This is a genomic window from Burkholderia seminalis (assembly GCF_001718535.1).
Classification (GTDB): Bacteria; Pseudomonadota; Gammaproteobacteria; order Burkholderiales; family Burkholderiaceae; genus Burkholderia; species Burkholderia seminalis.
In genome coordinates this window covers 2,683,904-2,703,341 of the sequence record NZ_CP013398.1, presented here as the reverse complement: position 1 = coordinate 2,703,341, position 19,438 = coordinate 2,683,904, and the positions used below count along the sequence as shown (strand labels likewise).

Annotated in this window: 14 protein-coding genes; 5 read left to right on the top strand and 9 right to left on the bottom strand. The window is 69.7% G+C overall.

Annotated features, from left to right (window positions below; translation table 11 throughout):
- Positions 1-12 precede the first annotated feature (12 nt).
- On the bottom strand, positions 13-3,027 hold the full coding sequence (ppc, locus tag WJ12_RS12210) for a phosphoenolpyruvate carboxylase (RefSeq protein WP_034186248.1): 3,015 nt from the start codon (positions 3,025-3,027) through the stop codon (positions 13-15).
- Positions 3,028-3,235: 208 nt separating this feature from the next.
- On the opposite strand from ppc, the gene hemC reads away from it, so the two are divergent.
- From hemC to WJ12_RS12195, 3 genes are read left to right on the top strand one after another with little or no spacing between them, the layout of a single operon-like run.
- On the top strand, positions 3,236-4,237 hold the full coding sequence (hemC, locus tag WJ12_RS12205) for a hydroxymethylbilane synthase (protein ID WP_059560386.1): 1,002 nt from the start codon (positions 3,236-3,238) through the stop codon (positions 4,235-4,237).
- The gene (gene hemDX / locus WJ12_RS12200; RefSeq protein WP_069245686.1) at positions 4,237-6,207 is read left to right on the top strand and encodes a fused uroporphyrinogen-III synthase HemD/membrane protein HemX; all 1,971 of its coding nucleotides are present in this window, start codon (positions 4,237-4,239) and stop codon (positions 6,205-6,207) included. The genes hemC and hemDX overlap by 1 nt, the downstream gene beginning before the upstream one ends.
- A 2-nt stretch (positions 6,208-6,209) precedes the next feature.
- Positions 6,210-7,397, top strand: coding sequence for a heme biosynthesis protein HemY (locus WJ12_RS12195; RefSeq protein WP_034186245.1), 1,188 nt, complete (start codon positions 6,210-6,212; stop codon positions 7,395-7,397).
- Positions 7,398-7,461: 64 nt separating this feature from the next.
- Here WJ12_RS12195 and WJ12_RS12190 read toward each other — a convergent pair whose 3' ends face one another.
- From WJ12_RS12190 to WJ12_RS12170, 5 genes are all read right to left on the bottom strand, one after another.
- Positions 7,462-8,688, bottom strand: a complete 1,227-nt coding sequence (locus WJ12_RS12190; protein WP_059560392.1) for an alpha/beta fold hydrolase — start codon at positions 8,686-8,688, stop codon at positions 7,462-7,464.
- The gene (locus WJ12_RS12185) at positions 8,685-9,095 is read right to left on the bottom strand and encodes a helix-turn-helix domain-containing protein (RefSeq protein WP_034186333.1); all 411 of its coding nucleotides are present in this window, start codon (positions 9,093-9,095) and stop codon (positions 8,685-8,687) included. The genes WJ12_RS12190 and WJ12_RS12185 overlap by 4 nt, the downstream gene beginning before the upstream one ends.
- Before the next feature lie 243 nt (positions 9,096-9,338).
- Entirely contained in the window at positions 9,339-10,643 is a 1,305-nt protein-coding gene (locus WJ12_RS12180) for an MFS transporter (RefSeq protein ID WP_034186243.1), read from the bottom strand.
- A gap of 98 nt (positions 10,644-10,741) precedes the next feature.
- Positions 10,742-11,500, bottom strand: coding sequence for an SDR family oxidoreductase (locus WJ12_RS12175; RefSeq protein ID WP_059560395.1), 759 nt, complete (start codon positions 11,498-11,500; stop codon positions 10,742-10,744).
- Positions 11,501-11,568: 68 nt separating this feature from the next.
- On the bottom strand, positions 11,569-13,008 hold the full coding sequence (locus WJ12_RS12170) for an aldehyde dehydrogenase family protein (RefSeq protein WP_059560413.1): 1,440 nt from the start codon (positions 13,006-13,008) through the stop codon (positions 11,569-11,571).
- A 225-nt stretch (positions 13,009-13,233) separates the two neighbouring features.
- Between WJ12_RS12170 and ppa the strand changes: the two genes are divergently transcribed.
- Complete coding sequence (gene ppa / locus WJ12_RS12165) at positions 13,234-13,761, top strand: inorganic diphosphatase (protein WP_011352863.1); 528 nt, start codon at positions 13,234-13,236, stop codon at positions 13,759-13,761.
- Between the two features lie 54 nt (positions 13,762-13,815).
- Here ppa and WJ12_RS12160 read toward each other — a convergent pair whose 3' ends face one another.
- Both WJ12_RS12160 and WJ12_RS12155 read right to left on the bottom strand, forming a co-directional pair.
- The gene (locus WJ12_RS12160) at positions 13,816-14,607 is read right to left on the bottom strand and encodes a GIY-YIG nuclease family protein (protein ID WP_049029528.1); all 792 of its coding nucleotides are present in this window, start codon (positions 14,605-14,607) and stop codon (positions 13,816-13,818) included.
- Positions 14,608-14,656: 49 nt separating this feature from the next.
- Positions 14,657-15,691, bottom strand: a complete 1,035-nt coding sequence (locus WJ12_RS12155) for a helix-turn-helix transcriptional regulator (protein ID WP_034186240.1) — start codon at positions 15,689-15,691, stop codon at positions 14,657-14,659.
- Between the two features lie 151 nt (positions 15,692-15,842).
- Here WJ12_RS12155 and WJ12_RS12150 point away from each other — a divergent pair, with 151 nt between their 5' ends.
- Positions 15,843-18,101 (top strand): glycoside hydrolase family 3 C-terminal domain-containing protein, encoded by a 2,259-nt coding sequence (locus WJ12_RS12150; protein WP_059560398.1) that lies wholly within the window; start codon positions 15,843-15,845, stop codon positions 18,099-18,101.
- Between the two features lie 71 nt (positions 18,102-18,172).
- Here the strand turns inward: WJ12_RS12150 and WJ12_RS12145 are convergent, their stop codons facing one another.
- A complete protein-coding gene (locus tag WJ12_RS12145; RefSeq protein ID WP_049030133.1) occupies positions 18,173-19,351 on the bottom strand; it encodes a GNAT family N-acetyltransferase in 1,179 nt (392 codons plus the stop codon).
- Positions 19,352-19,438 lie beyond the last annotated feature (87 nt).

Here is a 19,438-nt window from a genome sequence, read left to right as displayed (position 1 = left end):
GCCGCGGGCGGATCAGCCGGTGTTGCGCAGGCCGGCCGCGATCCCGTTGATCGTCAGGTGGATCCCGCGGCGCAGCCGCGCGTTCGTGTCGCCCGCGCGGTGACGCTTGATCAACTCGACCTGCAGGTGGTTCAGCGGATCGAGATACGGGAAGCGGTTCTTGATCGAGCGCGCGAGCAGCGGGTTGGTCGCGAGGCGGCCTTCCTGCCCGGTGATCTCCGCGAGCGCCTGCGACGTGCGCTCCCATTCCGCGACGATCCGCTCGAACACGTGCTTGCGCAGCTTGCGGTCGGACACGAGCTGCGCATAGCGCGATGCGACCGCGAGATCGGTCTTCGCGAGCACCATGTCCATGTTCGACATCAGGTTCGAGAAGAACGGCCAGGTCTTGTTCATCTTCTTCAGCAGCGTGACGCGCTTCGTGCGTTCGGCGTCGTCCCCGGCGCCGTCGAGATACGCGCTCACCGCGCTGCCGAAGCCGTACCAGCCCGTCAGCAGCAGCCGGCACTGGCCCCACGAGAAGCCCCACGGAATCGCGCGCAGATCCTCGATCCTGCGCTGCTTCGGATCCTGCAGCTTGCGCGATGCCGGGCGGCTGCCGATGTTCAGCTCGGCGATCTCGGTGATCGGCGTCGACGAGAAGAAGTAGTCGGTGAAGCCCGGGGTCTCATAGACGAGCGCGCGGTACGCGGCCATCGCCGAATCGGACAGCGTCTGCATCGCGGCTTCGAACGCGGGCAACTGCGCGGGCGCGTTCGACTGCGGCAGCAGCGACGCCTCGAGCGTCGCGGCGACGACGGTCTCCAGGTTGCGCCGGCCGATCTCGGGGTTCGCGAACTTGCTCGCGATCACCTCGCCCTGTTCGGTCAGGCGGATCTGGCCGTTCACGGTGCCCGGCGGCTGCGACAGGATCGCCTGGTAGGTCGGGCCGCCGCCGCGGCCGACCGTGCCGCCGCGGCCGTGGAACAGCCGCAGCGTGATCTTGCGGGCGCGGAACAGGTCGACGAGCGCGAGTTCCGCGCGGTACAGCTCCCAGTTCGACGTGAGGAAGCCGCCGTCCTTGTTGCTGTCCGAGTAGCCGAGCATCACTTCCTGCTCGGCGCCCTGGTGGGCGATCAGCGCGTCGATGCCCGGCAGTGCGAAGTATTCGCGCATGATGCGCGCGGCGTCGCGCAGGTCGGGAATCGTCTCGAACAGCGGGATCACCATCAGGCTGTTCCTCGCGTCGCCGCCCGGCACGCCGAGCGCGCCCTCGAGCAGCCCCGTCTCCTTCTGCAGCAGCAGGACCTCGACGAGGTCGCTGACGGTTTCCGTATGCGAGATGATGTAGTTGCGCACCGCGCGCGCGCCGAATTGCGCGCGGACTTCGCGCGCCTTCTCGAACACGCCGAGCTCGCTCTGCGCGAGCGCCGAGTATTCGAAGTACGGCGAGCGCAGCGGGCGCGGGTCGGCGAGCGCGGCGAGCAGCACGCGCAGCTTGTCTTCCTCGGCGAGCGCCGCGTAGTTCGCCTCGACGCCCGCGCGCGCGAACAATTCGGCGACCACCGCTTCGTGGATGTCGGAGCTCTGGCGCAGGTCGATGCTCGCGAGATGGAAGCCGAATACCTCGGCCGCGCGCACGAGCGGCGCGAGGCGCGGCGCGGCGAGCGACGTGCCGTGGTGTTCGTCGAGCGAGGCGGTCAGCACCTTCAGGTCGGCGACGAACGCCTCGGAATCCGCATACGGGATCGCGCGCACCGGCGGCGCGCCGCGGCCCGCGCTGCGCACGGGCACCGTGCCTTCGCCGACGCGCACGCGCGCGCTCGCGGCAAGCCGCGTGTAGATGCCGATCAGCGCGCGGCGATACGGTTCGTCGACGCGGTGCGGCGACTGGTCGGGCGAGGCGGCCGCGAGCGCCTTCACCGCGTCGTTCGCGCCGACCAGCAGGTTCGACACCGACAGCTCGGCGCCGAGCTTGTGCACCTGTTCCAGGTAGTGCTCGAGGATCACCGCGGCCTGGCGGTTGATCGCCTCGTCGAGCGTCGCGGCGGTCACGTTCGGATTGCCGTCGCGGTCGCCGCCGATCCAGCTGCCCATCTGGAAGAACGCGGGCACGCGCGCGGACAGGCCGTGCTCGGCGAGCGCGGCCTCGATGTCGCCGTACAGCGCGGGCAGCTCGTCGAGGAACGTCGCGCGGTAGTAGGACAGCGCGTTCTCGATCTCGTCGCCGACCGTCAGGCGCGCGTCGCGCAGCATGCGGGTCTGCCACAGCGCGGTGACGCGCGCGCGCAGCATCGCTTCGTTGTACTGGCGCTCGCGCGCGGTCAGTTCCTGGTCGCGCTCGGCGAGCAGGCGCGCGATGTCGTGCTGCGCGTCGAGGATGCTCTTGCGCTGCACTTCGGTCGGGTGCGCGGTCAGCACCGGCACGATCAGCGCATCGTCGAAGAAGCGCTGCAGCAGGCGCTTCGACGCGTTGCCGGTCGTCTTCAGCTGTTCGAGCGCGTACGCGACCGTGCCCGGTTGCGACGCCGAGCCCGCCAGCGCATGGATGCGGCGGCGGCGGTTGTGGTGGCGGTCTTCCGCGATGTTCGCGAGATGCGAGAAATAGCTGAACGCGCGCACGACGCTCACCGTCTGTTCCGGCGTCAGCTTGCGCAGTTTCTTCTCGAGCGTCTGCGCGGCTTCGTTGTCGTCCTCGCGGCGGAACTTGACCGCGGTCTGGCGGATCGTCTCGACGACGTCGAATACCGTATCGCCTTCCTGCTCGCGCACGACGTCGCCCAGCAGGCGGCCGAGGAAGCGGATGTCTTCGAACAGCGGACGGTCCTTGTCCTCGCGCGTGCGCGTGCCGGCCTTCGGCGCGGCGGCCGTGCGGGCGGCGGCGCCGGCGGCTTTCGTCACGCGTTTTGTCTGACGTATCGGGTCTTTCGGTTTCGTTGCCGTTTTCGCACGGCCGTTCGCGGCGGTGGCGACGGTGTCCGTCGAGGCGTCGGAGGAGGACAGGGCAGCATTGCGGCGCGCCGTGCGCGCCGATCCGGAAGACTTCACGATGGGTTTCCTTGGGAAAGCTCGAGTCAAAAGGAACTGCGGAAACTGCGGGAACTGCGGTCAAGCAACCAGCTACGTGCGGCACATCCGCACATCGGCGCCGCGACCCGCACGGGGGCAGGCCGGGCGCGGGCTCCGGGCCCGGGCGGGCCGGGGCGTGCGTGCTACCATTGTTCGATCTTCAATCCCGTCCTTCGATGTTCCAGCAATGAATTCCGAGACCCCCGCGGCCGGGCCGCGACAGGCACAGCCGCCCGCGACGTTGACGATTGCTTCGCGCGAGAGCCGCCTGGCGATGTGGCAAGCCGAACATGTGCGTGATGCGCTGCGCAAATTATATCCAGCTTGTGACGTGAAAATCCTCGGGATGACGACCCGCGGCGATCAGATTCTCGATCGCACGCTGTCGAAGGTCGGCGGCAAGGGCCTGTTCGTGAAGGAACTGGAGAGCGCGCTGGCCGACGGCCGCGCCGATCTCGCCGTGCATTCGCTGAAGGACGTGCCGATGGCATTGCCCGACGGCTTCTCGCTTGCCGCGATCATGGCGCGCGAAGACCCGCGCGATGCCTTCGTGTCGAACGACTACGCGTCGCTCGACGCGCTGCCCGCCGGCGCGGTCGTCGGCACGTCGAGCCTGCGCCGCGAAGCGATGCTGCGGTCGCGCTATCCGCACCTGGAAGTCCTGCCGCTGCGCGGCAACCTCGACACGCGCCTCGCGAAGCTCGACCGCGGCGACTACGCGGCGATCATCCTCGCGGCCGCCGGCCTGAAACGCCTCGGCCTCGACGCGCGCATCCGCACGCTGATCGACGTCGAAGCCAGCCCGCCCGCGGCCGGCCAGGGCGCGCTCGGCATCGAGATCGCCGCGCGCCGCGACGACGTCGCCGCGTGGCTCGCGCCGCTGCACGACCCACGCACGGCGCTCGCGGTCGAGGCCGAACGGATGGTGTCGCGCGCGCTCGGCGGCAGCTGCGAGGTGCCGCTCGCCGCGCATGCGGTGTGGCGCGCGGGCGAACTGTACCTGACGGGCCGCGTGTCGACGACCGACGGCAAGCGCGTGCTGACGGCCGAGGAGCGGGGCGCCGTGATGACGGTCGCCGATGCGCTCGCGCTCGGCCGTGCGGTGTCCGACGAACTCGAGGCGCAAGGCGCGCTCGACATCGTCCAGGCGCTGCTCTCGGCCTCGCAGGCCGGCAAGGGCGACGCCTGATGGCGGGCGGCGCGCGCGCGTTCACCGCTGTCCTGACACGTCCGGACGGCCAGTCCGACGCGCTTGCGTCGCAACTCGCCGAGGCCGGCTGCGACGTGCTCGAATTTCCGCTGATCGACATCGCGCCGGTCGACGACCCGGCGCCGCTCGATGCCGCGTTCGCGGCGCTCGCCGATTACGCGCTGGTGATTTTCGTGTCGCCGAACGCGATCGACCGCGCGCTCGCGCAGTACGGCGCGATCTGGCCGAATGCGCTGCCGGTCGGCGTGGTCGGGCCGGGCAGCGTCGCGGCGCTCGAGCGTCACGGCATCGCGGCGCCCGCGCACCGCGTGATCGCGCCGCAGGCGCCGGCCGACGGCGGCGTCCCCCATTACGATTCGGAAAGCCTGTTCGCGTGCATCGAGGCCGCGTTCGGCGGCGCGCAGGCGCTGGCGGGCCAGCGCGTGCTGATCGTGCGCGGCGACGGCGGGCGCGAATGGCTCGCCGACCGGCTGCGCGAGGCCGGCGCGGACGTCACGCTCGTCGCCGCCTACCGGCGCGTCGTGCCGGAGCCGCGCGTCGGCGCATGGGAGCGCGTGCACGCGCTGCTCGACGGCCGGCCGCATGCGTGGCTCGTCACCAGTTCGGAAGGCGTGCGCAACCTGCACGAGCTGGCCCGCGCGCACCTGAACGATGTGGAGATCGACGCGCTGAAGCATGCGCCGCTCGTCACGCCGCACCCGCGGATCGAGCAGACCGCGCGCGCATTGGGTTTTGATAGGATTACGCTGACCGGCGCGGGCGATGAGCGCATCGTCCGCGCGTTTCGAACGATGGCCGACGAGGCCGTCCAACCGGCGACAGCCGTACCGGTGACTAAACGCATGACAGATACCAACGATTCCAAAAGCGTCGCTTCCCAGCCGGCCGCTGCATCCGCACTGCCGTCCAGCCCCCCTTATCTCGCGCCCGAGCCGCACGCGCGCCGCGGCGGCAGCGCGGTGCTGTGGTTCGTCGTCGTCGTGCTCGGCTGCGCGGCCGGTGTCGGCGGCTATGCGCTGAACCGCAAGATCGACCGGCTCGACGGCACGTTCGTCGCGCGCCAGAAGGCGCTCGACGCGCAGACGGCCGAAACGCGCATGAAGACCGAGCAGGCGCTCGCCAGCACGCACCAGGTCGACACGCAGCTCGCGCAGCTCGACGGCAAGCTCGCGGACGCGCAGAGCGCGCAGCAGGCGCTGCAGCAGCAATACCAGGACCTGTCGCGCAACCGCGATGCGTGGATGCTCGAGGAAGTCGACCAGATGCTGTCGAGCGCGAGCCAGCAGCTGCAGCTGACCGGCAACACGCAGCTCGCGCTGATCGCGCTGCAGAACGCCGACGCGCGTCTCGCGACATCGCAGAGCGCGCAGGCCGTCACGGTGCGCAAGGCGCTCGCGCTGGACATCGAAAAACTGAAGGCCGCGCCGGCGGCCGATCTCACGGGCCTCGCGATCAAGCTCGACGACGCGATCGCGAAGATCGACGCGCTGCCGCTGTCCGGCGAGGCGATTGTGCCGCATGCGGCGCCGAAGGCCGCGCCGGTTGAAGCCGCTTCGTCGGCGGTAGCCGGCGAGCCGCGCTGGAAGGTGTGGTGGCACGACTTCTCGGCCGGCCTGGGCCAGCAGCTCAAGGGCCTCGTGCAGGTGCGCCGGATCGACAACGCGGACGCGATGCTCGCGTCACCCGACCAGGGCTACTTCGTGCGCGAGAACGTGAAGCTGCGCCTGCTCACCGCGCGGCTGTCGCTGCTCGCGCGCAACGACAGCGCGATGAAGGCCGACCTGCACGCCGCGCAGGCGTCGCTCGGGAAGTATTTCGATCAGGCATCGAAGGACACGCAGACCGTCGAGGATCTGCTCAAGCAGGTTGACGGCGCGTCGCTGACGGTCGCGGTGCCGAACCTGAACACCAGCCTGAACGCCGTTCAGCAGTTCAAGAGCCGGGGGTAACGATGACGCTTCGAGGAATCGTCTGGCTCGCGGTCCTGTTCGCGATCGCCGCGGCGCTCGCCACCGTCGGCCGTTTCGACGCGGGGCAGGTGCTGCTCGTCTATCCGCCGTACCGGGTCGACGTGTCGCTGAACCTGTTCGTGATCGCCATCGTCGTGCTGTTCATCGTCGTGTACGCGCTGCTGCGCATCGTGCGCAACATCTGGCGCATGCCGCAGCGGGTTGCCGCGTATCGTGCGCGTTCGCGCAACGAGAAGGCGCAGGCGTCGCTGCGCGATGCGATTTCGAACCTGTACGCGGGCCGCTTCTCGCGCGCGGAGAAGGCCGCGCGTGAAGCGCTGTCGGTCGACGCGAACCTGGGCGCCGCGAGTCTCGTCGGCGCCACGGCCGCGCACCGGATGCACGAGTACACGCGCCGCGACGACTGGCTGTCGAAAGTCGATGCGCCGGAATGGCAGGACGCACGGCTGCTCGCCGCGGCCGACATGCGCGCGGATGCGCGCGATGCCGACGGCGCGCTCGCCGCGCTCGCCGACATGCAGGCCGGCGGCAAGCGCATCCATGCGCAGCAGGTCGCGCTGCGTGCGCAGCAGCAGTTGAAGAACTGGGCCGAGGTGCTGAAGCTCGCCAAGGCGCTCGAGAAGCGCGAGGCGCTGCATCCGGCCGCGGCCGTGCGGTTGCGCCAGCAGGCGGCGGAAAACCTGCTGCGCGAACGCCGGCACGACCCGGACGCGCTGCTCGAAGTGTGGCAGTCGCTGTCGCCGGTCGAGCGCCAGTCGCCGCGTCTGGCCGATCTCGCGGCCGACCTGCTTGTGCCGCTCGAGCGTCGCAACGAAGCGCGCCGCATCGTCGAGGACGCGCTCGCGCACAACTGGGATGCACGACTGTTGCGCCGTTACCCGGATACGGCCGGCGCCGATGCGCTGCCGCTGATCCAGAAGGCGGAAGGGTGGAAGAAGGATCACCCGGACGATGCCGACCTGCTGTTCGCGCTCGGCCGCCTCTGCCAGCAGCAGCAGCTGTGGGGCAAGGCGCAGTCGTTTCTCGAATCGGCGTTGAAGCTGGCCGACAACGACGCGCTGAAGGTGCGGGCGCATCGCGCGCTCGCGCGCCTGTTCGAGCAGCTCGGCGAAACCGACAAGGCGGCGAAGCACTATCGCGAAAGCGCGCTCGCGATCACCGTGGTCTGACGCGGCGGCTGCGCCGCGCAAGACGCCCCGAACGCCAGGCGGCCTTCGGGGCTTTTTTTGTCCGTCATGCGCCGAGCCTGCGCAGCAGGTCCGCCTCGCTCGCGACGAACCAGACCGACTCCCCGCGATTGGACTCGCGAACGAGCGCGCGCAGCGCTTCGCTGCGCGCGAGCCGGCGGTCGATGTCGCCGACCACGCCGAGCCGGACGCCGTAGTTGACGAGCTTCTGCAGCACGGTGCCGGCCAGCCCGCTGTCGAGCCGGTAGAAGTCGTCGTGCAGCGCGTCCGCGGCGATCGCGATCCAGTCGGCTTCGTGCTCGTGCGCAAGCGCGACGAGGTCGAGCGCATCGCTTTCCCGCCGCACGAGGCCGGCACAAGGATCGCGGACCAGCACGCGGCTGCCGGCTGCCTGAACGATTCGGTGGTGCATGTCGATCGGTTTCGTCGAGATGAGAAACGCGAGCACGTTGTCGCGCTGCCCGCGGATGAAGTGACGCTGCTCGGGAAGCATCAGGACCTGCGCGTGCGGTACGAGACGCGTCAGGCGATCGTGCGTGTCGCGTGAATCGAGCAGCGCGTCGCGACCGCCGACGATCGCCAGGACGGGCGCGGACAGCGTGCGCAGCGTCGCGTCGTCGAATACCGGGATCGGTTCGAGGCGCGGGCGAAACCCGCGATCGACGGCGCGCATCAGTGCGAGCGCGTCACGTTCGGCCGGCGTCGACGCGGGCGGCAGGCGGCCGAGCACGCGCCGTCGCACGCAGGCGCGCCCGACCTCGCCGAGCAGCAGCAGCGGGAGTGCCCACCACAGAAACGGCTTTTGCCGGCCGATGCCGGACGGGCAGAGCAGCACGAGCCGCGTCACGCGCGCGGGCCGGCGCAACGCGAAGTCGAGCGCCGTGCGCGCGCCGAGCGAGATGCCGACGAACGCGGCGCGCGACACCTGCAGGCCGTCCAGCACGTCGTCGAGCCATTGCGCGTACGCGTCGCTTGCCAGCGGCGGGCGCGACGGCGCGCTCGGCCCCGCTTCGCCGATTACGTCGATCGCGTAGAGCCGGAAGTGCGTCGACCATGCGGCCGCGTAGTGCTGCCAGCTGGCCGCCGTCGTCTGCGCGCCATGGATCAGCACGACCGGCGGCGCGTGTTCGGGGCCGCAGGCGATCACGTGCGTCGCGCCGTGGCGCGTTTGCACCGTGATGCGCCGATGGCCGGCCGGCCAGTGCGACAGCGCGGCCGCGTAGGCGGCGCGAATCGCGCGTGCGTGGCGGGGCGACCGGAAGATCGCGCTCATGTCCCGCTTTTCTGCAGCAGCATGTCGAGCGACGACATCAGCGCCGCCGTGTCGGCCGGCGTCGCGGCGACGACGACCTTGACCAGGCTCGAGGCGGGGTCGAACGTGACGTCGATCCGCACGGGATCGACGTACGACGTGCGGCCCGACGCCATCGCGTGCAGCGACCGCGACAGGTACTGGTGCAGCGATTGCGACGCGTCGGGGATGTCGACGATGCTGGTGACGCGCACCGCGCGCGGCGCGGCGGCCGGCGCCGCCGGCGCGAACGCGGCGAGGTCGGTGTCGAGGATGCGGTACGCACGGCCGACCCGCGTCGCGCGCAGCTTGCCGTCGCGAATGAACCGCAGGACGGTCTTCGGATGGACGCGCAGGCGTGCGGCAGTGTCTTCGACGGTGTGGAACATGATCGGCAAATGATTCCCTGAATGTTCTTTATTGTTCCATATATATAGGAGCATAAGGGAATAATTTGATGGATAAGGTGCCATCGTCCGTCTGGCGTGGCGTCCGGTCGATCCGCGTGGCGCCGGTCCGAAAGCAAAAACGCCCCGGCGACCGGACGGATGCCGGTCGCCGGGGCGTTTCGGTGGAGGCAGTCGGTCGGCCGGCGCGCTCCGTGTGCCCGGTGTGCGGTTACGCGCCGCGCATCACTTGTCGACCAGCCGCTTCGGCACCGACAGCGCGAGCAGCCCGCCGAGCACGAGGAACCCGGCGAGCATGTACATGCCCGCATCGTTGGCGCTCGTCGCCTGCTTGAGCCATCCCATCAGGTAGGGGCTCAGGAAGCCGGCGAGGTTGCCGATCGAATTGATCATCGCGATGCCGGCCGCGGCGGCCGTGCCGCCGAGGAAGGCGGTCGGCAGGCTCCAGAACAGCGGCAGCGTCGTCAGGATGCCGATCGTCGCGAGCGTGAGGCCGAACATCGCGAGCGCGGTCTGGTGCGCCCAGATCACCGACAGCACGAGCCCGAGCGCGCCGATCGCCGCCGGAATCGCGAGGTGCCAGCGGCGTTCGCGGCGCTTGTCCGCGCTGCGCGCGATCAGGATCATCGCGACCACCGCGGCCGCATACGGAATCGCCGACAGCAGGCCGATCATGATCGTGTCGGTCACGCCCGTCGCCTTGATGATCGTCGGCAGCCAGAAGCCGACGCCGTAGAGCCCCATCACGAACGAGAAATAGATCAGCGCCATCAGCCATACGCGCGGGCTCGACATCACCGCGCCGAGCGACAGGTCCTCCTTGGTCGCTTCCTCCGCGTCGACGTTGCGGGCGAGCAGCGCCTTCTCCTCGTCGGTCAGCCACGTCGCCTTCGCGATCCGCTCGTCGAGCGTGAAGAACACGAGCACGCCGGCGAGCACCGACGGGATGCCTTCGAGCAGGAACAGCCATTGCCAGCCGTGCCAGCCGCTCACGCCGTCGAACGCCTTCAGGATGAAGCCCGAGATCGGCCCGCCGATCACGCCGGACAGGGCGACGGCCGTCATGAAGAACGTCGTCATCCGGCCGCGCCGGTGCGCGGGATACCAGTACGTGAGGTAGAGGATCACGCCGGGGAAGAAGCCCGCTTCGGCGACGCCGAGCAGGAAGCGCATCACGTAGAACATCGCGGGCGTCGTGACGAACATCGTCAGGATCGAGATCACGCCCCAGGTCGCCATGATGCGCGCGATCCACACCCGCGCGCCGACCTTGTGCAGGATGATGTTGCTCGGCACTTCGAACAGGAAATAGCCGAAGAAGAAGATCCCGGCGCCGAGCCCGTACACGGTGTCGCTCAGGTTCAGGTCGCTCGCCATCTGCAGTTTCGCGAAGCCGACGTTCACGCGGTCGAGATACGCGACCACGTAGCACAGCAGCAGGAGCGGCACGAGCCGCCACGAGACCTTGCGGTAGGTTGCTTCCTCGAATGCGCCGGACGAGCCCGGCAGCGACTGCGTCGATGTTGCCATGTTGTCTCCAGTCCTTGTAGTTGGCCGGAGCGGGCGCAGCGGCGCCCGATCCGGTTTCGTGCGAAGCAATGGCGTGATTGTCGTGCCGCCCGTTACGACTAGATGCAGCGCCCGCCGTCGACTTCGAGGCACACGCCGGTGATGAACTCGGCCTCGTCGGATGCAAGGTAGAGCGCCGCGTTCGCGATGTCCTGCGGCGTCGAGAAGCGGCCGAGCGGGATCGTCGCGAGAAAGCGGCGGCGGTTTTCCGGCGTGTCCTCGCAGCCCATGAACTCGGTCATCAGCGCCGTCTCGCCGAGCACGGGATTGATGCAGTTCACGCGGATGCGGTCGGCGCCGAGTTCGGCCGCGAGCGACTTGCTCGCGGTGATCATCGCGCCCTTCGTGCTGTTGTACCAGACGAGGCCCGGGCGCGGCCGCACGCCGGCCGTCGACGCGACGTTGACGAACACGCCGCCGCCCTGGGCGCGGAAGTACGGCACGAAGGTCTGCACGCACCAGAACAGGCTCTTCATGTTGACCGCGTACACGCGATCGAACTCGGCTTCCGTCACGTCGAGCACGGGCTTGTTGCGGTGCGTGGTGCCCGCGTTGTTCACGACGATCTGCACCGCGTGGAAATCGTCGAGCGCGGTCTGCAGCAGCGCATGCCAGTCGTCCTGCCTCGACACGTCGCCGGCGACCGCGATCGACTTGCCGCCCGCGAGCGCGATCTCGCTCGCGACGCGCTCGGCCGCCGCGCCGTTCAGGTCGTTGACGACGACGTTCGCGCCTTCGCGCGCATACGTCTTCGCGATGCCTTCGCCAAAGCCCGAGCCGCCGCCCGTGACGATGGCCGTCTTGCCGCTCAACCGCATGGTGTGTCTCCTGTACTGGTTATCAGAATCGTCGTGCGTCATGTCGCGACCGGCCGCCGCCGGCGCGTTCAGCCGTGGCGGATCGCGATCGTCTTCAGCGCGGTGAAGCCGTACAGCGCCTCGAAGCCTTTTTCACGGCCGTGGCCCGAGTGGCCGACGCCGCCGAACGGCAGCTCGACGCCGCCGCCCGCGCCGTAGTTGTTGATGAACACCTGGCCCGCGCGCAGGCGGCGCGCAAGCCGCATCTGGCGCGCGCCGTCGCGCGTCCAGATGCCCGCGACGAGGCCGTATGGCGTGCCGTTCGCGAGCGCGACGGCTTCGTCCTCGTCGACGAAACGCATCGCGGCGAGCACGGGGCCGAACACTTCCTCCTGCGCGAGGCGGTGCGACGGCGGTACGTCGCGCAACAGCGCCGGGGCCTGGTAGAAGCCGCTTTCGGGCGCATCGGCGACGACCTGCCCGTGCGCGGCCATCGGAATGCCGTCGTGCTGCGCGTCGGACAGGAAATCCCACACGCGCTGCTGCTGCTTCGCGTTGATCAGCGGGCCGCAGTCGAGATCGGCGCGGCTCGGGCCGACGCGCAGCCCGTTGAACGCGGTGGCGAGGCGCTCGACGAGCGGCTCGTACACAGCGCGCTCGATCAGCACGCGGCTGCCGGCCGAGCAGGTCTGCCCGCCGTTCTGCACGATCGCGGACACGAGCACGGGCAGCGCCGCCTCGAGATCGGCATCGGCGAACAAGATCTGCGGCGACTTGCCGCCGAGTTCGAGCGTGACGGGCACGTGGTTCTCGGCCGCCATCTGCGTGACCAGCTTGCCGGTGGCCGGCGAACCCGTAAACGAGATGTGGTCGATGCCCGGATGGCGCGCGAGCGCGGCACCGGCTTCGTGGCCGTAGCCGGTGACGATGTTGAGCGCACCGGCCGGCAGACCGGCTTCGGCGGCGAGCTCGGCGACGCGCAGCACGGACAGGCACGCATCCTCGGCCGGCTTGACGACGCACGCGTTGCCGGCCGCGAGCGCCGCGCCGACGCTGCGCCCGACAATCTGCATCGGGTAGTTCCACGGCACGATGTGGCCCGTGACGCCGTGCGGCTCGCGCACCGTCAGCACCGTGTAGCCGGCCTGGTAGGGGAGGGTTTCGCCGTGCAGCTTGTCGGCGGCGCCCGCGTAGAACTCGAAGTAGCGCGCGAGCGCGGCCGCGTCGGCGCGTGCCTGCTTCAGCGGTTTGCCGGTATCGCGCGCCTCGATCGCGGCGAGTTCCTCGATCGAATCGGTCACGCGCGCCGACAGCCGCATCAGCACGCGGCCGCGTTCGGCGGCGCTCGCGGCGCCCCACGGGCCCGCGAACGCGTCGCGGGCCGCGGCGACCGCGCGCTCGACATCGGGCGCCGTGCCGCGCGCGATGACCGCGAACGGCTGGCCATCGGAGGGATCGACGACCGCGATGGTTTCCAGTTGCGCGGGCAACGTCCATTCGCCCGCGATGAAGTGCTTCGCCTCTTCCATGCCTGCTCCCGTGTACCCGGGTTGGCGCTTCAGCGCCGACGCCGATGCCGTGCCACGCGGCCGGCAGTGCGACGGCCGACCATCCGGAACGATTATCGCGCCGATCGTCATCCGGACGCCACCGGTCGATTGGCTATAATGGCGCATTCCCTTGGGGGGCGCCCGCGCCGGTGCATCGGCCGCTGCGCCCTGTCCCGAATTCCCATCGACCTACAGAGAGTGCTCATGAGCTTCAATCATGTTCCGGCCGGCAAGGACCTGCCGCAAGATTTCAACGTGATCATCGAGATTCCCGCGCAAAGCGACCCGGTGAAGTACGAGGCGGACAAGGAACTGGGCCTTCTCGTCGTCGACCGCTTCATCGGCACGGGCATGCGCTATCCGGTGAACTACGGCTACATCCCGCAGACGCTGTCGGGCGACGGCGATCCGGTCGACGTGCTGGTGATCACGCCGTTCCCGCTGCTGGCAGGCTCGATCGTGCGCTCGCGCGTGCTCGGCATGCTGCAGATGACCGACGAGTCGGGCGTCGACGCGAAGCTGGTCGCCGTGCCGCACGACAAGGTCTGCCCGATGACGGCGAACCTGAAGTCGATCGACGACGTGCCCGAGTACCTGAAGGACCAGATCAAGCACTTCTTCGAGCAATACAAGGCGCTCGAGAAGGGCAAGTGGGTGAAGGTCGAAGGCTGGGCCGGCATCGAAGCCGCGCACAAGGAAATCACCGACGGCGCCGCGAACTACAAGAAGTAAGCGGCGTGCCGGCCGACGGCCGGTTCGTACGGAACGCAGACCGCGCGTGTCTCCTCAGGAGGCCGCGCGGTTTTGTTTTGGGCGCGCGGGTTTCCGGCGTGCGGACGGCGCCGCGGCCGGCGCGGTCTTCGCACGTGTTGCGCGGGGCGGGGCCGCTTCGATGGTTGTCGCGGCCGATGGCCGGCGACGGGCCGGCTCGGAAGCGGCGTTCTTGCGCGTGTTCGCCGCGGGCTGGCCGACGGCGGCCGGGGCCTTCGGTTTCGATGAAGCGGATGCGGGCGGCCTGGTCTTCTTTACCGACATGCCGCGCGACGCGGTCTTTTTTACGGCTGTGGCGCCGTCGGCTTGTGCACGTTTCGCTTCCGGCGCGGCCTTTTTGGCTTTCGTCGCCGCTGGTTTGCGCGTTGCCGCCTTTGCCGGTTTGCCGACTTTCCCGGCCTTCACGTTTTCCGCTGCAGCCGGTTGCGCCGCGGCCGTGTCCGCCAGGTTGTCGGCGTTCTCCGCCTTCGCCTGCTTGCGCCCGCGCGTGCGCACCGGTGAGCCGGCCGCGTCCGCGCTTTCATCGAGCGTCGCCACGACGGGCAACACCGATTCGAGCGTCCGCAACCCGGCCGCCAGCTCCCGCTTCTGCACGGGCGTAAGCCGCTTCACCCAGTATTCCGCCCGCGACGCGCTCGACCGGTCGGGCAGCGGAAACGATGCGAGCACCGCACGCGGCTTGCGCGAGCGCGTGTAGCGCGCGCCCTTGCCGGACGCGTGTTCGTCGAAGCGCGCGGCAACGTCGGTCGTGATGCCCGTATAGACGCTGTCGTCGGCGCATTCGATCAGATACAGAAACCAGGACATGGCAGGGCGGCGGAGTGCGAAGCCGCCAGTGTCTCAGAAAAAACGCGCGTCAACGCCACCGGTCGCCGTGTCCGTCGCGAAAGCGGCTCGGCGCCGCGCCGAGTTCGCGCGTGAAGAAGCGCGTGAACGCGCTCGTCGAACGGAAGCCGACGCGCACGCCGATCTCGCCGATCGGCAACTGCGTGTTCAGCAGCAGGTCGCGTGCTTCGCCCAGTCGCGCCTGCGCGACGAGCGCATGGAACCCGACGGCTTCGCGATGCAGCCGCCGGCGCAGCGTCCAGCGCGACATCGCGAAGCGCGTGCATACGTGCTGCATCAGCGTGTCGGTCGGCACGTCGACTTCGTCGGACGTGCGCAGCCAGTCGCGCACGCACTGCTCGACCGACGAGCCGAACGTCGAGCGTGCCCGCACGCGCTCGCGCGCGGCGTCGGCCGCATGACGCTGGATGCCGGCGAGCGGCGCGTTGTAGCGCTCGAACGGCGTGTCGAGGTGCGCGGAGCGCAGCACGATGCGATTGTGCGCGGCGTCGAACGACATCGGCGCGCCGAGCATGTCGCGCAGCGCGGCGGCGGGCGCGAACGCGCGGCCGGCGAATTCGGCGTCGGCGATGCGTGCGTGCGGATCGTACAGGCGCGCGAGTGCCGCGAGGATCGCGAGGTTGGTGAATGCGCTGCCCGCGTGCCGGCCGTCGCCTTCGTTCACGTACTCGAGCGCGATCGCATCGCGATGCTCGTGCGCGAACACCCAGTCGACGTTGCCGATCAGCTCGCGATAGTGCAGGTAGCCGTGCAGCGCGTCGCGCAGCGTCGCCGCGTTGCACGTGATGCCCGCGAGTTCGGGAAACTGCACGAGCCACGGCACGACTTGCGGCGGCGGGCGACGCCACGACAGCGGCCAGCCGCTCGTCAGCTGCATCGCAGCCACATGCCGGTCGCCCGCGATGCGGCGCGCGTCGTCGGCGAGCTCGGCCGGCCCGATGCCGAGCGTGTCGTAAAGCGGCGCGGGATCGATGCCGTTCGCGCGCGCGTCCTCGCACAGCCAGCGGTAGATCCGTACGGATACCGATTTCTGTTGCAACTCCATGTCTGTCTCCCTGTCGTCATGCCGTTCGGGTTTGTCCCCGCTGCGAGAGGTCAACGCATGCTCCTGCCGGTCAAGCGTGGTGACCGGTCACTTTTTAGACTCGGACGCTGGAGTGTGGCGACAAGTACAACAGAACGATTCTGGAGGATCAATGAAAACTTCGCTGTTCCGGTGTTCGACGATTGCGTCCGCGTGTGCGCTCACGGTGCTGCTCGCGTCGTGCGGCGGCGACGACATCCAGGCGGGCCCGAGCGCGCCGGCCGACCCCGATGTGGCGGCCGACCAGCGCGCGGCCGCGCTCGTCGCGCAACTGACGACCGACGAGAAGCTGCAGCTCGTGCACGGCACGGGCATGCCCGCGCTCGACCTGGGCGGCCCGTTTCCGGCCGACGCGCTGAACGGCGCCAGCTACATCCCCGGCGTGCCGCGGCTCGGCATTCCGGCGCTCAGCAGCGCCGATTCGGCGGGCGGCGTGAACGTGAAGAACGCGCGCGTGACCGCGCTGCCGGCGCCGGTCGCGCTCGCGGCGACCTGGGATCCCGCGCTGGCGGGCACTTACGGCACGCGCATCGCGCTGGAACTGCGCGCGCTCGGTTTCGCGGAAGGGCTCGGCGGCGGCGTGAACCTCGCGCGCGAGCCGCGCAACGGCCGCACGTTCGAATACATGGGCGAGGATCCGGTGCTCGCGGGCACGCTGAGCGCCGCGCGCACGCAGGCGACGCAGGCGCAGAAGGTGATCGCGACGATCAAGCATTTCGCGTTCAACGACCAGGAAACCAACCGGATGACGATCGATTCGGTCGTCGACGAGCGGACCATGCGCGAGGCCGAGCTGCTCGCGTTCGAGATCGGCGTGAAGGACGGTCAGCCGGGCAACGTGATGTGCTCGTACAACAAGCTGAACGGCGTGTATGCCTGCGAGAACCCGTATCTGCTGACGACGGTGCTGAAGAACGAATGGGGCTTCAAGGGCGTCGTGCAGTCCGACTGGGGCGCGACGCACTCGACCGTCGCGGCCGTGCAGGCCGGGCTCGACGAGGAGCAGCCGGGCGCGGCCGACGACGGCAACGCGCCGCTCGGCTCCTACTTCAACTCGAAGCTGCGCGCGGCGCTGCAGGCCGGCAGCGTGTCGGCCGCGCGCCTGAACGACATGGTGCAGCGCAAGCTGCGCACGCTGATCCGCATCGGCGTGATGGATGCGCCGCCGAAGCCGGGCGGTGCGATCGACGAGGCCGCCGGCAACGCCGACGCGCTGGCGATCGCGCGGCAAGCGGCGGTGCTGCTGAAGAACGCGGCCGCGCCCGGCGATGCGCAGCCCGTGCTGCCGCTCGCGGCCGGCGCGCTCAAGTCGGTCGTCGTGATCGGCGGGCATGCGGATGCCGGCGTGCTGTCGGGCGGCGGCTCGGGCGCGGTACCGGCGATCGACGGCAACGCGGTGACGACCTGCGAGCAACCGGCCGGCACGCTGTTCGGCGGCTGCGCGACCTGGTACAAGTCCGCGCCGCTCGCGGCGATCCGCGCGAAGGCGCCGAACGCGTCGGTCAGCTATCTCGACGGGACCGATGCGAATGCCGCGGCGGCCGCGGCCGCGCAGGCCGATGTCTCGATCGTGTTCGCGACGCAGTGGCAAACGGAAGGGCTCGACCTCGCGAGCCTGTCGCTGCCGGATGCGAAGGCCGATCCGTACAACCAGCAATACGACCAGAACGCGCTGATCGCGGCCGTCGCCGCGAAGGCGAAGCGCGTGGTCGTCGTGCTCGAGAACGGCAGCCCGGTGCTGATGCCGTGGCTCGCGAACGTGCACGGCGTGCTCGATGCCTGGTATCCGGGCGCGCAGGGCGGCCAGGCGATCGCCGACCTGCTGTTCGGCGACGCGAATCCGTCGGGCCGGTTGCCGCTGACGTTCCCGAAGCAGGAAGCCGACCTGCCGCAGCCGGCGATCGATCCGTCGCGCACGCAGACCGTCTATGCGGAAGGCCTCGCGTACGGCTATCGCTGGTTCGACGCGAAGGCGATCGAGCCGCTGTTCCCGTTCGGCTACGGGCTGTCGTACACGACGTACGCGATGTCGGGGATGTCGGCGCAGGCCGACGCGGCGGGCAACGTGAAGGTCGGCGTGACGGTGACGAACACGGGCGCGCGTGCCGGTGCGCAGACGGTGCAGATCTACGCGGCGCTGCCCGCTTCGCTCGGCGAGCCGCCGAAGCGGCTCGTCGGCTGGACCAAGGTCGCGCTGCAGCCGGGCGAAGCACGCACGGTCAGCGTCGCGGTGCCGGCGCAGCGCTTCGCGGTATGGGATGCGAATGCGCATGCGTGGCGGGTCGGCGCGGGGAGCTACGTGCTGTCGGCCGCCGCGTCGTCGCGCGACCCGCAGGCGCTGTCGCAGACGGTGACGCTCGCCGCGCACTGAGCCGGAGGCGGCCGTGCGTCATGCGGCGAGGCCGGTCGTGGCCTCGCCGCATGACGACGTGTCTGCCGGTGCTATTCGGTGCCGCGCCGGAACGGATCGTGTTCGCGCAACTCGTCGACGTACGCGTGGATATGTTCGGTCTCGCGTTCGAGGAAGCGCGCGACCGCATCGGAAAACGCCGGGTGCGCGAGCCAGTGCGCGGAGTGCGTGACGGTCGGCAGGAAGCCGCGTGCGAGCTTGTGCTCGCCTTGCGCGCCGCCTTCGAACGTGTCGAGCCCGGCCTCGATGCAGAATTCGAGCAACTGGTAGTAGGCCGTTTCGAAATGCAGGCAGGGGACGTGTTCGATCGCCCCCCAGTAGCGGCCGTACAGCGTGCCGCCGCCGTGCTCGCCGCGCCGGTACACGGCGAGCGCGCTCGCGATCGGCCGGCCGTCGGCTTCCGCGATCACGAGCAGCAGGTTCTCGGGCATCGTCGCGCCGATCGTGCGGAAGAAATCGAGGTTCAGGTACGGGCTCGAAAAGTGTTCGCGGTAGGTCTGCCGGTAGCAGCGCGAGAAGAAGCGCCAGTCGGCGTCGGTGATCCGGTCGCCGGTCAGCCGCCGGAACGTCACGCCCGCGTCGTGCACCTTGCGTCGCTCCGCGCGGATGTTCTTGCGCTTCTTCTGCTCGAGCGTGCCGAGGAAGTCGTCGAAGTGACGGTAGCCGTCGTTGAGCCAGTGGAACTGCACGCCTTCGCGCAGCATCATCCCCATCGATTCGAGCAGCCGCGCCTCGTCGCCGGTCGGGAACAGCACGTGCAGCGACGACACGTCGCTCTGCTCGGCGAACGCGAGCAGCGTGGCCGCGAGCCGGCGGCGTGCGTCGTCGTCGGCCGCGAGCAGGCGCGTGCCCTGCACGGGCGTGAACGGCACCGCGCACAGCAGCTTCGGGTAGTAGGGCAGGTCGTTGCGCTGATAGGCGTCGGCCCACGCCCAGTCGAACACGTATTCGCCGTAAGAATGCTGCTTCGCGTAGACGGGCGCGGCGGCCGCGAGGCGGCCGGTGCGCTCGTCGGTCAGCGTGACGAAGTGCGGCGACCAGCCGGTCTCGTCGACCGCGCAGCGCGCGACGTGCAGTGCGTCGAGAAATTCGTGGCGCAGGAACGGCGTCGGCTGCGCGTCGCGGGCGAGCAGCGCGTTCCATTCGTCGGCCGGCACCTCGGCGGGGGACGACAGGATGCCCGTGCGATAATCGATGCGTGCGTGTTTCAAGCGTGAATCCGTACCGTTGGATGTTGCCGGATGCGTGCCGCCGCGGCCCGCGTCCGGTTCGATTTCGTCAGCCGTTCCGGGCGCGCC